Raw genomic sequence first — 12,557 nt, 5'->3', positions numbered from 1 at the left:
GAGGCTCATCCGGGATGTGACTGGAGGCGTGATGACTGAGACCGTGACCGGTGGAACGCGCCCGCGGACCCTGGCCGAGAAGGTCTGGGACGACCACGTGGTGGTCAGCGGAGAGGGTGAGGGCGAGTCCCGGGGGCCCGACCTCATCTTCATCGACCTCCACCTCATCCACGAGGTCACCAGTCCTCAGGCGTTCGACGGACTCCGCCTGGCCGGCCGTCAGCTCCGCCGCCCGGACCTCACGCTGGCCACCGAGGACCACAACGTGCCGACCGACATCGTCGGCGGCGCCGTCAACCTCATCGCCGACCAGACCTCGCGCGTCCAGATCGAGACCCTGCGCCGCAACTGCGAGGAGTTCGGTGTCCGGCTGTACCCGATGGGCGATCTCGACCAGGGGATCGTCCACGTCGTGGGCCCCCAGCTGGGCCTGACCCAGCCGGGCATGACGGTGGTGTGCGGCGACTCGCACACCTCCACCCACGGGGCGTTCGGGTCCATCGCCATGGGTATCGGTACCTCCGAGGTCGAGCACGTCATGGCCACCCAGACGCTCAGCCTGCGGCCGTTCAAGACGATGGCCGTGACCGTCACCGGCGAGCTGCAGCCGGGCGTCACGGGCAAGGACCTCATCCTCGCCGTCATCGCCCAGATCGGCACCGGCGGGGGGCAGGGTTACATCATCGAGTACCGCGGCGAGGCCATCGAGAAGCTCTCGATGGAGGCCCGGATGACCGTCTGCAACATGAGCATCGAGGCCGGCGCGCGGGCGGGCATGATCGCGCCCGACCAGACCACCTACGACTACCTGCGCGGCCGTCCGCACGCGCCCACGGGCGACGAGTGGGACGAGGCCGTGCGGTACTGGGAGAGCCTGCGCACCGACGACGACGCGGTCTTCGACGCCGAGGTCGTGATCGACGGCTCGGCGCTCACCCCGTTCGTCACCTGGGGCACCAACCCCGGTCAGGGCGTTCCGCTGGGCGCGTCCGTCCCGGACCCGGAGTCGTTCACGGACGAGAGCGCGCGGATCGCCGCCGAGAGCGCCCTGGAGTACATGGACCTGCGGGCCGGCACCCCCATGCGCGAGGTGCCCGTCGACGTCGTGTTCGTCGGGTCGTGCACCAACGGCCGCATCGAAGACCTGCGCACCGTCGCCGAGGTCATCGACGGGCAGAGGATCGCCGACGGCGTGCGGATGCTCGTCGTGCCGGGCTCCATGCGGGTGAGCCAGCAGGCCGAGCGGGAAGGCCTGGACCGGGTGTTCACCGAGTTCGGCGCCGAGTGGCGCCAGCCGGGCTGCTCCATGTGCCTGGGCATGAACCCCGACTCGCTGCTGCCCGGCCAACGGTGCGCGTCCACCTCCAACCGCAACTTCGAGGGACGCCAGGGCAAGGGTGCGCGCACTCACCTCGTCAGCCCGTCGGTCGCCGCGGCCACCGCGGTGCTCGGGCACCTCGCCTCACCCGCCGATCTCGAGCCCGCGAAGGGGGCCTGACACCTCATGGAGCCGATCACCACCCACACCGGCATCGGCGCCCCGCTGCGCCGCTCCAACGTGGACACCGACCAGATCATCCCCGCCGAGTATCTCAAGCGCGTCACACGCACCGGGTTCGAGGACGGCCTGTTCTCCTCCTGGCGGGCGAACGAGCCGGACTTCGTCCTCAACCGCCCGCCGTACGACCGCGCCTCCGTCCTGGTCGCCGGGCCGGACTTCGGGACGGGCTCGTCGCGGGAGCACGCCGTGTGGGCCCTCATGGACTTCGGCTTCCGCGTGGTCGTCTCGTCCCGCTTCGCCGACATCTTCCGCGGCAACTCGGGTAAGTCCGGCCTCGTGGCCGCCCGGGTCGAGCAGGAGAACGTCGAGCTCCTGTGGAAGGTGATGGACGAGCGACCGGGTATCGAGCTCACCGTGGATCTGGTCACCCGCACGATCACCGCGGGCGATGTCACCGTACCGTTCGACATCGACGACTACACGCGCTGGCGGCTCATGGAGGGGCTCGACGACATCGGCCTCACGCTGCGGCGCGCTGACGATATCGAGGCGTTCGAGAGCCGGCGGCCGGCGTTCAAACCGGTCACCACGCCCCGCTGACCGACGCGCGTCAAAAATGTTTCGGAGTCACCTCCGAATTGACCCCCGCCTGGCCCGGCCGTGTGATTATGCTTATATTCATTCCGTGCGGTTGCGAAAGCCGCGCACGCATACTCAGCCGAAGGGGGATCCCCACGTGAACAAAGCCGACCTGATCGCCGAGCTGGCGGACCGGATGGGCGGAGACCACCAGCTCGCGACCGAGGCGCTGGAGAACACCCTCGACATCATCGTGCGGACGGTGGCGTCCGGGGAGTCCATCACCATCATGGGCTTCGGCATCTTCGAGAAGAAGGCACGTGCGGCCCGCGTCGCGCGCAACCCCCACACCGGGGAGTCGATCCCGGTCCCGCCGACCTACTCGCCGGTGTTCCGGCCGGGTCAGTACTTCAAGTCCGTCATCCAGGGCACCGAGACGCTGCCCGAGGGCCGGCTCGCCGCCAAGCGGTCGAGCTCGCATCAGTCGTTCGGCGGCCTGCACGCCAACGGGGTCGGCCTCCGCGACAAGGTCAGCTGAGCCGCCCGGCCGCGGTCGGGCCCGGGCGGCCCGGTGACGGGGCCGCACGCGCCTCAGAACAGCGGCAGGGGGCTCGGGTAGTAGTCGGCGTGGACCACTGTCCCGCCGTCGAACCCCAGCACCCACACGCCGGCCTTCTTCGTGGACGCGTCGCCCACGTCGAGGCCGGCCGGCCCGGCCAGATCGCGGACCATCCCGGGGATGGCTGTGCCCTGCGAGGACACCGCGGCGATCCCCTCGGCGCCGGCGATCCGGGTCAGCCGTGACACGGCCGCGACGGGATCGTCGAGGTACGCCTCGTCGCTCAGCGCCGGCTCGGTCGAGATCGACGCCCCGAGCTCGTCGGCCAGCGGCGCGAGCGTCTGCTCGCACCGGACGCGAGGCGCGCTGTGGAGACGGGTGACACCGAACGCCCGCAGCATCGGCGCCAACATCTCGGCCTGCACCCGGCCGTTCTTCTCCAGCGGCCTCAGGTCGTCGTTACCGCTCCACTCGCTCCGGCGCCCCGCCTTGGCGTGCCGGACGAGCAGCAGGACCGACCGGGCGCGCGGCGCGTCGTCGAAGCGGGTGAGGATCTTCCGGTCGAGCGGGTAGGAGACGAGGCACTTGGCCTCGTCCACGGGCACCCAGCGGATCTCGTCGACCTCGGAGTTGGGGTGGAAGTCACCGCCGGTGGCCAGCGCCGACCAGTAGGTGACCTCTTTACGGGTGTTCTCCTTGAGGGGGTAGGCGGTCGTCCCGATCCGGGAGCGCAGCTCGGCGGCGAAGCCCGTCTCCTCCTCGATCTCGCGCACAGCGGTGACCGGCAGTGCTTCTCCGGCGTCGACCTTGCCCTTGGGGAGCGACCAGTCGTCGTAGCGCGGTCGGTGGACGACCGCACACAGCGGCGAATCGCCGTCCATCCGGTACAGGACCGCTCCGGCGGCCGGGACCACGCGGACCCTGGATTTCCCAGGCTTCGGGCTCATCGGTTACGGAACCCCGCGTGCTGGGAGGCCATTCGCTCCTGGTGATCGACCGAGTCGCCCCAGTCCTCCGGCGCCGGCATGCGTCGCCAGGTCGCGTCCGGCTGGAGGTGGAAGCTGCGGGTCGCCGGGTCGAGCGCCGAGTCGAAGATGCGGTGGATCTGCTCCTTGAGGCGGGGGTCGGTGACGGTGACCATCACCTCGACCCGGCGGTCGAGGTTGCGGTGCATCATGTCAGCGCTGCCGATGAACACCTCGTCCGCACCACGGAAGTGCAGGATCCGCGAGTGCTCGAGGAAGCGGCCGAGGATCGACCGGACGTGGATGTTCTCGCTCAGGCCCGGGACCCCGGCGCGGAGTGAACAGATGCCGCGCACCACGATTTCCACCGGCACGCCGGCCTGGGAGGCCCGGTACAGGGCGTCGATCACCTGCTCGTCCACCAGCGCGTTGGCCTTGAGTCGGATGCCCGCCTCGTGACCGTCCTCGACCAGGGCGATCTCGCGGTCGATCCGCTCGATGATGCCGGAGCGGATCCCCTCCGGCGCCACCAGCAGACGGCGGTATTTGCTCACGTTGGAGAACCCGGTGAGGTGGTTGAACAGGTCCGTCAGGTCCGACACGACCTCCTCGTCGGCCGTGAACAGCCCCACGTCCTCGTACAGCCGGGCCGTCTTGGGATTGTAGTTGCCCGTGCCGATGTGCGCGTACCGCTGGAGCCGGTCGCCCTCCTTGCGCACCACCAGGCAGGTCTTGCAGTGAGTCTTCAGGCCGAGCAGGCCGTAGACGACGTGGACGCCGGCCTGCTCCAGCTCGCGGGCCCACCGGATGTTGTTCTGCTCGTCGAACCGGGCCTTGATCTCCACCAGCGCGACCACCTGCTTGCCGGCCGCCGCGGCGTCGACGAGCGCGTTGACGATGGGGGAGTCACCGGAGGTCCGGTACAGGGTCTGCTTGATCGCCAGGACGTCCTCGTCCGCGGCGGCCTGCTCGATGAATCGCTGCACGGTCGTGGCGAACGAGTCGTAGGGGTGCTCGACGAGGACGTCGCACTCCTGGAGCGAGGCGAAGATGTTGCGGGCGGTTTCCCGCTCGCCGAAGGCCGGGGGAGTGGCCGGGACCATGGGCGGGTCCTTGAGGTCGGGCAGGTCCAGTCCGTGGATCTGCCACAGGCCGGTGAGGTCGAGCAGACCGGAGAACCGGATGACGTCGGCGGAGTCGACGTCGAGTTCCCGCTGCAGGATCCGCAGCATCCGCGGGGTCGTGTCCTCCGCGATCTCCAACCGCACCGCCGACCCGAACCGGCGGCGCGCCAGTTCGCGCTCGAGGGCCTGCAGCAGGTCCTCGTCGCGGTCCTCCTCGACCTCCATGTCCGCGTTGCGGGTCACCCGGAAGACATGGTGTTCGACGACCTCCATGCCCTGGAACAACTCGCCCAGGTGGGCGGCGATGATGTCCTCGGCGGGGACGAACGAGTACTCGTCCGGTCCGCCGCGGTCCACCCGGACGAAGCGCGGGACGTTGTGGGGGATCTTGACCCGGGCGAAGTGCTCCTGGCCCGAGTCGAGGTCGCGGATGATGACCGCGAGGTTGAGGCTCAGGCCCGAGATGTACGGGAACGGGTGCGCCGGGTCCACCGCCAGTGGGGTGAGCACCGGGAAGATCGAGTTGCGGAACAGCTCCGCCAGCGAGAACTTCTCGTCCGCGGTGAGGTCGGACCACGGGAGGATCCGGATGCCGTTCGCCTCCAGCTCCGGACGGATCTCGTCGCGGAACAACCGGGTCTGCTCGTCGCACAGCTCGCGCGTGCGCAGACTGATCCGCCCGAGCTGCTCGGCGGGCGTCTGGCCGTCCGCGGAGCGGACCGACAGCCCGGTCTTGTCACGTCTCTTGAGGCCGGCGACGCGCACCATGTAGAACTCGTCCAGGTTCGAGGCGAAGATCGCGAGGAACTTGGCCCGCTCCAGCAGTGGGAGGCCCTTCTCGCCGGCCAGCGCGAGCACGCGCGCGTTGAAGTCCAGCCAGCTCAGTTCACGGTTGAGATAACGGTCACGGGGCCGGGGCAGTTCCTGGAGGGCGTGCTGTTCTACGGTCACGGCACCATTGTGGCCGATACCCCGTCCGCGTGTGTCGCATGCCGTGTCGAGGGGTCGCGCAGCGCCCCGGCCGTGGCGGCGCCGACGTCACGGGCCGAGAGGGTGGCGAGATCGGCAGGGATGTCGACGTCCCGGCTCGCCGCGGCGAGATCGGCCGCCACGCCGACGGTCACGGCCCCGCCCGCGCGGAACCGGGCCGCGGAGTCGGGGCCGAACCGGCACACCCGGGAGTCGGGCGCGCCCGTCCAGAACGCCATCGTCGTCCCCGCCCCGCGATGGTCCGCGACCGTCGAATGGGGATGCCGCTCGGCGGAGGCGAGGATGCGCGCGAGGTGATGCGGGCGGAGCTCGGGCAGATCGGCGGCGACGACCCCGACCGGTCCGGGGACGCCGGCGAGCGCGGCCGTCAGGGCGGCGTTGAGGGGATCGACGTGGGAACGGGGCAGAGAGGGCTCGGGGACGAACTCCGCGCCGACCCGGGCCGCCAGGTCCCGGACGAGCGGATCGGCGGCCGAGACGACGCGGACCCGACCGACACCGGGGGCGGCGAGGCAAGAGCGCAGCACGTCGGTGGCCATCGCCAGCACCAGGGCTTTCCGCCCGGCCGACGGCAGAGCCGGGTCCAGGCGACTCTTCGCGCGGTCCAGCGCCTTGACGGGGACGACGATCGTCCAGCCGTCAGTGCCGGTCGCGCTGCCCTCAGCTGTGCTCATCGACCGCCATCCTGCCAGTCGCGCCTCGGCGGCGTCCCGCGTGGGTAGCGTTTGCCGGGATCCACCGCGGTCGGCGGGCAGGGACGACGAGGGCCGGGAGGCGAAGATGGCGCGGATCGCGGTGATGGGAGCGGGGTCCTGGGGGACCGCGGTCGGCAAGGTGCTCGCCGATGCCGGGTCCGAGGTCGTGATGTGGGCGCGCCGCGAGGAGGTGGCGGCGGACATCAACGGCGCGCACTGCAACCCGACCTACCTGCCCGACATCGTGCTGCCCGCGAGCGTGTCGGCGTCCACCGATCCCGCGGAGGTCCTCGAGGGCGCCGAGGAGGTCGTGCTCGCCGTGCCCTCGCAGAGCCTGCGCGGCAACCTCGAGACCTGGGTCCGGTCCTTCGAGCCCGACGCCGGCGTCATCTCGTTGGCCAAGGGCATCGAGACCGGCACCCTCATGCGCATCAGCGAGGTCGTGGCGGAGGTCGTCGGTCTGCCGGAGTCCCGCATCGCCGCGCTGTCCGGCCCGAATCTCGCCCGCGAGATCGCCGAGGGACAGCCCGCCGCCACGGTGATCGCGTGTTCGGACGAGGAGCGGGCCGCGCGCCTCCAGGACGCGTTCTCCACCCCGTACTTCCGGCCGTACACCAACACCGACGTCGTGGGATGCGAGATCGGCGGCGCCACCAAAAACGTCATCGCGTTGGTGTGCGGGATCGCCACCGGGATGGGCCTGGGGGACAACACCATGGCCACCCTCGTCACGCGGGGGCTGGCCGAGACCACCCGGCTCGGGGTGGCGCTGGGGGCCAACCAGATGACGTTCGCCGGGCTGGCCGGGCTGGGCGACCTCGTGGCCACCTGCACCTCGCCGCTGTCGCGCAACCGGACCTTCGGGGAACGGCTGGGCCGCGGCGAGACCCTCGAGCAGGCGCAGCGGGCGACCAACGGCCAGGTCGCCGAAGGGGTCAAGTCGTGCACCTCGATCCGCGAGCTGGCCCGGCGGGCCGGGGTCGAGATGCCGCTCACCGAGGCCGTCCACGAGATCTGCCACGAGGGCGGCGACGCCGTGGAGGTGGCGGTGCGCCTCATGAGACGCAGCACCAAGCCCGAGTAGCCTCGGCCCGGTGAATCGCATCACCGTCGCAGTCCTCTACGGTGGCCGCAGCTCCGAGCACTCCGTGAGTTGCGTGTCCGCCGGTGCCGTCATGGGTCACCTCGACCGCTCCCGCTACGAGGTGATCCCCGTCGGCATCACCGAAGCCGGGGCGTGGACCCTCGGCTCCGACGACACGGCGGACCTGCGCATCGCCGACCGGATCATGCCCGTGGTCGACGCCGGCCGTCCGCGGGTGGCCCTCGGACTGTCCACCGACGACCGCGGCGTGCTGCGGTTCGCCGACGGCGACCGGGCCGGGCAGGAGATCGCCCGGGTGGACGTGGTCTTCCCGGTCATGCACGGCACGCACGCCGAGGACGGGACCATCCAGGGGCTGCTGGAGCTGTCCGGCATCCCGTACGTCGGGCCGGGTGTGTTCGCCAGCGCCGCGGGGATGGACAAGGAGTTCACCAAGGTCGTGCTGGGCGCGGCCGGGCTCCCGATCGGCCGTCAGGTCGTCCTGCGGCCCGGCACCGCGACGCTCTCGCCCGCCGACCGCGACCGTCTGGGGCTGCCGCTCTTCGTCAAGCCGGCCCGCGGCGGTTCGTCCATCGGCATCACCAAGGTCTCTCGGGCGGCCGACCTCGACGCCGCGATCGCCGAGGCCCGCCGCTTCGACGAGAAGGTGATCGTCGAGGCTGCGATCGTCGGCCGCGAGATCGAGTGCGGCGTGTTGGAGTACCCGGACGGCCGGGTCGAGGCGAGCCTGCCGGCCGAGCTGCACATCCCCGGCGAACCGACCGGGGTGGAGGGCGAGACGGAGGGCGACGCCTTCTACGACTTCGACACCAAGTACCTCGACGACGTGACGACCTTCGATCTGCCCGCCGACCTCCCGGCGGAGCAGACCGAGCAGCTACGGACCCTGGCGGTCGAGGCGTTCCACGCCCTCGACGCCCGCGGCCTCAGCCGCGTGGACTTCTTCGTCACCGCCGAGGGGCCGGTGATCAACGAGGTCAACACGATGCCGGGATTCACCCCGATCTCGATGTACCCGCAGATGTGGGCGGCGACCGGGGTCGACTACGAGAGCCTGCTCGACACCCTGATCCGCACCGCGATCACCCGCGGCTGACCTCAGGGCGCGGTGGGGCCCTGCCGAGGGGCGTCGTGGCGCCGTCGGGCGTGTCAGCCCACCGGGGCCGGGTCCGGCTCGACCTCCTCGAGCACGGCGGTGATGGCGTCGGACAGGTCCTGGATCGGGCCGGTGCCGCTGCCCTCGGGCAGGGTCACCGCCACGTACTGCGGGCGGTCGACGGCCACCCAGGTGGAGGCCGTGACGGCCGGATCCGGATCGGGCTCGTTGAACCACTGCACGCCGTTGACCGCCTGCAGCGCCACGCCGACCGTGAACGTCGGCGGGGCCGGCATCCCACACCGCACGATGACCGGCTCGGCGTCCGGCATCCGGTACGCGGCCGTCCCCTCGGGCGCCGGCTCGACCAGCGCCACCCGGGCGGCGTCGCCGAGCGACTCCGGCAGCTGTTCGATCAGGGCGACGCACTCCTCGGACCCCGCGCCCGGGGCCGGGATGGCGACGGCGGCCACCGGCTCGCTCGCGGCCTCCTCGGCCGCCTCGTCGCCGATGCCGCGCACCATCACCAGCACCACCGCCAGCATCGCGAGGGGGATGACGACGGCGAGCGCCACCACGATCTTCGAGACCGGCGCCGCGGACGCGGTGCCCGCATCCCTCGGTCCGGCGTCGTACCGGTCGGCCGGATCCGAATCCCTCGAAGCCACGTCGCGTCGTCCTTCCTCCCACGGCGACCGGCCCGGGGCGCGGCCGCTAGCCTGACGGCAACGCTACAGACCCACGCCGGAGCTCCCGGCGTGGGACTCCACGGGGAAAGGGGTGGCCGCCGTGTCGGACCGGGCCGGGACCTGGATGCATGCGGTCAGCCCCGACCGGGATCTGACCGTCGCACGGGCGGGGGAGGCGGCGGTTCTCGCCGTTCTCAGCGGGCCGGGCGACGGCCACCCGGACGATCCCGTGGGCAACGGGGACGACGCGGCGGTGCTGGGGCCGGCGGAGGCGACGGTGGTCACCACCGACATGCTCGTCGAGGGCACCCACTTCCGACTGGACTTCACCGGCTGGGCCGACCTGGGGCGCCGGGCGGTGGCCCAGAACGTCTCCGACGTCCTGGCGATGGGCGCCGACTGCACCCGGGTGCTCGTCGCCCTCGCCGTACCCGCCGGGACGACCATGCGGCAGATCGAGGACCTCGCCGCGGGGATCCACGGGGAAGCCGCCCGATCCGGTGCCGTCGTGGTGGGCGGCGATCTCACCAGGGCCGACCTCGTCGTCGTCGGCGTCACCGCGCTCGGCACCCTCCCGCGCGGCGCGCGACCACTGCGGATCGACGGCGCGCGGCCCGGGGACACCGTCGCACTCACCGGGACCCCCGGGCGCTCGGCGGCCGGCCTCGCCCTCCTCCTCGCCGGACACCCACACGGACCTCTACAGCAGTCGCACCGCGTCCCGGTGCCCCCGGTCGGGCTCGGGACCGCGGCGCGCCTCGCCGGCGCCCGGTCCCTCACCGACGTCAGCGACGGCCTGCTGCGTGACCTGTCGGGCCTGGCGCGCGCGTCGGGCGTAGCTGCCGATCTCACCATGGACGCGCTCCCCGTCGACCCCCTCCTGTACGAGGCCGCCGGGGCGCTCGGTGCGGCCGACCCCGACGCGCAGGTCACCGACTGGGTGCTCGACGGCGGCGAGGACCACGGCCTGCTCGGCACCTTCCCGCCCGGGGTCGCCCCGCCGGCCGGGTTCACGGTGATCGGCACCGTCCGGGCCGGTGAGCCGGGGCGCGTCACCCTCGACGGCGAGCCGCGGGTCCCCGGGGGCTGGGACTCGGCGCGGGGCGCGAACTAGGGTGGACGCATGGCCGTCTACGCACTCGGAGACCTCGAACCCGATATCGCCCCCGACGCGTGGGTGCACCCCGACGCGGTGGTCATCGGGCGGGTGACCCTCGGGCCCGGCGTCTCCGTGTGGCCCACCGCCGTGCTCCGCGGGGACTACGGGCGCATCGAGGTCGGCGCCATGTCCAACATCCAGGACGGCACCATCGTGCACTGCACGGCGACCGACGCGACGATCATCGGTGAGCACTGCGTGGTCGGGCACAACGCCCACATCGAGGGCGCGACCATCGGCGACCGCACGCTGATCTCGTCCGGGTCGATCGTTCTCAACGGCGCCGTCATCGGCTCGGGCGCCGTCGTCGCCGCGGGATGCCTGGTGCCCCCGCGGTTCGAGCTGCCCGACCGCCGCATGGCGATGGGCATGCCCGCGAAGATCCGGGAGGGCCACGAGGTCGACCCCGCGATGCTCGAGGGCAACACGCAGATGTACCACGACAACGCCATGCGCTACCGCGCCGACCTGCGACGCCTCGACTGACCGGTGAGCACACGACGCGCCCCCGCGCCGCTCGCCGACCTCCTCGACCCCGGCTGGGCGGAGGCCCTGGCCCCGGTCGAGGAGCGGATCCACCGGATGGGCGACTTCCTCCGCGCCGAGAACGCCGCCGGCCGGGGCTTCCTGCCGGCCGCCGACCACGTCCTGAGGGCGTTCACCCAGCCGTTCGACGACGTCCGCGTGCTCATCGTGGGCCAGGATCCCTACCCCACGCCCGGCCATCCGATCGGACTGAGCTTCGCGGTCGAGGCGGACGTGCGCCCGCTGCCACGCAGTCTGGTCAACATCTACCGCGAGTACACCGACGATCTCGGGCTGCCGGCCCCCGCACACGGTGACCTCGGCGCGTGGACCCGGGCGGGGGTGCTGCTCCTCAACCGGGTGCTCACCGTGGCCCCCGGCGAACCCGCCTCCCACCGCCGCAAGGGCTGGGAGGAGATCACCCAGCGGGCGATCGAGGCGCTCGTCGAGCGCGAGCGACCCATGGTGGCGATCCTGTGGGGGCGTGACGCGCAGTCACTGACGCCGATGCTCGGCGACACCCCGGTCATCGCCTCTGCGCACCCCTCACCCCTGTCGGCGTCGCGGGGCTTCTTCGGCTCCAGGCCGTTCAGCCGCGCGAACGAGGAGCTCCGTCGACTCGGCGTGGAGCCGGTCGACTGGAGTCTCCCCGACGAGCCCTGACAGGCGTAGAGGCAGACCGTTTCCGGCGGGCCGGCCGGCCGGCCCGCCCTGCCGCGTCAGCGCCCGCCGAACTCCGGTGTGCGCTTGGCGACGAAGGCATCCACGCCCTCCACCCCGTCGGGGGAGACCGCCAGGCGGGCGATGGAATCCCGCTCGGCGTCGAGCTGCTCGGCGAGCGTCGCGGACTCCGAGGCACGGAGCAGGGCCTTGGCGGCCGCGTGGGACTCGCGGGGCCCGGCGGCCAGGCGCACGGCCAGCTCGCGCGCGGCCTCGCGGACGTCGCCCTCGACGAACGTTGTGAGCAGGCCCAGCTGGTACGCCCGCGCCCCGTCCATCGGCTCGTTGCCGACGATGAACGCCCGCGCCGCCCCCTGGCCGATCGCGCGGGGCAGGCGCCATGACATCCCGCCGTCAGGGGACAGGCCGATTCCCGGGTAGGCCGCCAGCAGTCGGGTGTCGGGGCCACCGACCGAGAAGTCCGCGGCCAGGACCAGCGAGGCTCCGGCGCCGGCCGCCCACCCCGCGACGGCGGCGACGATCGGCACGGGGAGCTCGTCGAGCTGACGGACGACCGCGTGGAGACGGTCGGCGAGCTCACGCACGTGCTCCGCGCGGTCGGGGGCCGCGGCGAAGCCCGGGACGTTGCCGCCCGCGCAAAAGTTCGCCCCCAGGCCCACCAGGAGGACCGCGCCGGCCTCGATATCACCCGCGAGCAGGGCGCGCAGCGCGACCGACGCCTGGTCGACCGCGTCGGAGTCCAGCGAGTTGCCCTTGCCCTCCAGCGAGATCGGGAGCGTGAGTACGCCCTCGGAGAGGGTGACGAGCGGGGTGTCGGCGAGGTCGAAGGTCATCGTGCTGCTCCCGGGTCGTATCGGCCGTCTCGGCTAGTCGGACGGCTGTCGAGTGG

The 12,557-nt window shown here is 72.0% G+C and carries 13 protein-coding genes; 8 read left to right on the top strand and 5 right to left on the bottom strand.

Annotated elements, in window-relative coordinates:
• The first annotated feature begins 31 nt into the window (after positions 1 to 31).
• The 3 genes from leuC (at position 32) to VYL96_RS09165 (ending at position 2,618) form a co-directional block, all read left to right on the top strand.
• Positions 32 to 1,498, top strand: a complete 1,467-nt coding sequence (gene leuC / locus VYL96_RS09175; RefSeq protein ID WP_061227786.1) for a 3-isopropylmalate dehydratase large subunit — start codon at positions 32 to 34, stop codon at positions 1,496 to 1,498.
• Between the two features lie 6 nt (positions 1,499 to 1,504).
• Complete coding sequence (gene leuD, locus VYL96_RS09170) at positions 1,505 to 2,101, top strand: 3-isopropylmalate dehydratase small subunit (protein ID WP_061227785.1); 597 nt, start codon at positions 1,505 to 1,507, stop codon at positions 2,099 to 2,101.
• Positions 2,102 to 2,237: 136 nt separating this feature from the next.
• Positions 2,238 to 2,618, top strand: coding sequence for an HU family DNA-binding protein (locus VYL96_RS09165; protein ID WP_061227784.1), 381 nt, complete (start codon positions 2,238 to 2,240; stop codon positions 2,616 to 2,618).
• 53 nt (positions 2,619 to 2,671) lie between these two features.
• On the opposite strand, the gene VYL96_RS09160 is transcribed toward VYL96_RS09165, so the two are convergent.
• The 3 genes from VYL96_RS09160 to cofC are packed head-to-tail and all read right to left on the bottom strand — an operon-like array spanning position 2,672 to position 6,392.
• Positions 2,672 to 3,586, bottom strand: coding sequence for an NUDIX hydrolase (locus VYL96_RS09160; RefSeq protein ID WP_061914400.1), 915 nt, complete (start codon positions 3,584 to 3,586; stop codon positions 2,672 to 2,674).
• Positions 3,583 to 5,679 (bottom strand): RNA degradosome polyphosphate kinase, encoded by a 2,097-nt coding sequence (locus VYL96_RS09155; protein ID WP_061227782.1) that lies wholly within the window; start codon positions 5,677 to 5,679, stop codon positions 3,583 to 3,585. The genes VYL96_RS09160 and VYL96_RS09155 overlap by 4 nt, the downstream gene beginning before the upstream one ends.
• Positions 5,676 to 6,392: a 2-phospho-L-lactate guanylyltransferase gene (gene cofC, locus VYL96_RS09150; RefSeq protein ID WP_061227809.1), complete on the bottom strand. Its 717-nt coding sequence runs from the start codon at positions 6,390 to 6,392 to the stop codon at positions 5,676 to 5,678. Before cofC ends, VYL96_RS09155 begins: the two co-directional genes overlap by 4 nt.
• 106 nt (positions 6,393 to 6,498) lie before the next feature.
• Between cofC and VYL96_RS09145 the strand changes: the two genes are divergently transcribed.
• Both VYL96_RS09145 and VYL96_RS09140 read left to right on the top strand, forming a co-directional pair.
• Positions 6,499 to 7,497 carry an NAD(P)H-dependent glycerol-3-phosphate dehydrogenase gene (locus tag VYL96_RS09145; protein ID WP_007633229.1) on the top strand — a complete coding sequence of 333 codons (999 nt, stop codon included), beginning with the start codon at positions 6,499 to 6,501 and terminating at the stop codon, positions 7,495 to 7,497.
• A gap of 10 nt (positions 7,498 to 7,507) precedes the next feature.
• On the top strand, positions 7,508 to 8,614 hold the full coding sequence (locus tag VYL96_RS09140) for a D-alanine--D-alanine ligase family protein (RefSeq protein ID WP_061227781.1): 1,107 nt from the start codon (positions 7,508 to 7,510) through the stop codon (positions 8,612 to 8,614).
• A 53-nt stretch (positions 8,615 to 8,667) separates the two neighbouring features.
• Here VYL96_RS09140 and VYL96_RS09135 read toward each other — a convergent pair whose 3' ends face one another.
• Positions 8,668 to 9,282, bottom strand: a complete 615-nt coding sequence (locus tag VYL96_RS09135; protein ID WP_061227780.1) for a DUF3515 domain-containing protein — start codon at positions 9,280 to 9,282, stop codon at positions 8,668 to 8,670.
• 112 nt (positions 9,283 to 9,394) lie between these two features.
• On the opposite strand from VYL96_RS09135, the gene thiL reads away from it, so the two are divergent.
• The 3 genes from thiL to VYL96_RS09120 are packed head-to-tail and all read left to right on the top strand — an operon-like array spanning position 9,395 to position 11,650.
• On the top strand, positions 9,395 to 10,417 hold the full coding sequence (gene thiL, locus VYL96_RS09130) for a thiamine-phosphate kinase (RefSeq protein ID WP_232303024.1): 1,023 nt from the start codon (positions 9,395 to 9,397) through the stop codon (positions 10,415 to 10,417).
• 9 nt (positions 10,418 to 10,426) lie between these two features.
• On the top strand, positions 10,427 to 10,948 hold the full coding sequence (locus tag VYL96_RS09125; RefSeq protein WP_007633234.1) for a gamma carbonic anhydrase family protein: 522 nt from the start codon (positions 10,427 to 10,429) through the stop codon (positions 10,946 to 10,948).
• Between the two features lie 3 nt (positions 10,949 to 10,951).
• Positions 10,952 to 11,650 (top strand): uracil-DNA glycosylase, encoded by a 699-nt coding sequence (locus VYL96_RS09120; protein WP_061227779.1) that lies wholly within the window; start codon positions 10,952 to 10,954, stop codon positions 11,648 to 11,650.
• Between the two features lie 56 nt (positions 11,651 to 11,706).
• Here the strand turns inward: VYL96_RS09120 and VYL96_RS09115 are convergent, their stop codons facing one another.
• Complete coding sequence (locus VYL96_RS09115; RefSeq protein ID WP_061227778.1) at positions 11,707 to 12,501, bottom strand: enoyl-CoA hydratase/isomerase family protein; 795 nt, start codon at positions 12,499 to 12,501, stop codon at positions 11,707 to 11,709.
• Between the last annotated feature and the right edge of the window lie 56 nt (positions 12,502 to 12,557).

Origin of the sequence: Dietzia maris, assembly GCF_036287335.1 — a bacterium.
Lineage (GTDB): Bacteria > Actinomycetota > Actinomycetes > Mycobacteriales > Mycobacteriaceae > Dietzia > Dietzia cinnamea.
Note: the sequence above shows the minus strand (reverse complement) of the source record. Positions and strands in the feature narration are given on the sequence as shown.

Excerpts from the sequence above, each read along its gene's own strand:
- VYL96_RS09115 (WP_061227778.1), bottom strand. The coding sequence starts at position 12,501 with ATGACCTTCGACCTCGCCGACACCCCGCTCGTCACCCTCTCCGAGGGC.
- leuD (WP_061227785.1), top strand. The coding sequence starts at position 1,505 with ATGGAGCCGATCACCACCCACACCGGCATCGGCGCCCCGCTGCGCCGC.
- leuC (WP_061227786.1), top strand. The coding sequence starts at position 32 with ATGACTGAGACCGTGACCGGTGGAACGCGCCCGCGGACCCTGGCCGAG.
- VYL96_RS09145 (WP_007633229.1), top strand. The coding sequence starts at position 6,499 with ATGGCGCGGATCGCGGTGATGGGAGCGGGGTCCTGGGGGACCGCGGTC.
- cofC (WP_061227809.1), bottom strand. The coding sequence starts at position 6,392 with ATGAGCACAGCTGAGGGCAGCGCGACCGGCACTGACGGCTGGACGATC.
- VYL96_RS09160 (WP_061914400.1), bottom strand. The coding sequence starts at position 3,586 with ATGAGCCCGAAGCCTGGGAAATCCAGGGTCCGCGTGGTCCCGGCCGCC.
- VYL96_RS09125 (WP_007633234.1), top strand. The coding sequence starts at position 10,427 with ATGGCCGTCTACGCACTCGGAGACCTCGAACCCGATATCGCCCCCGAC.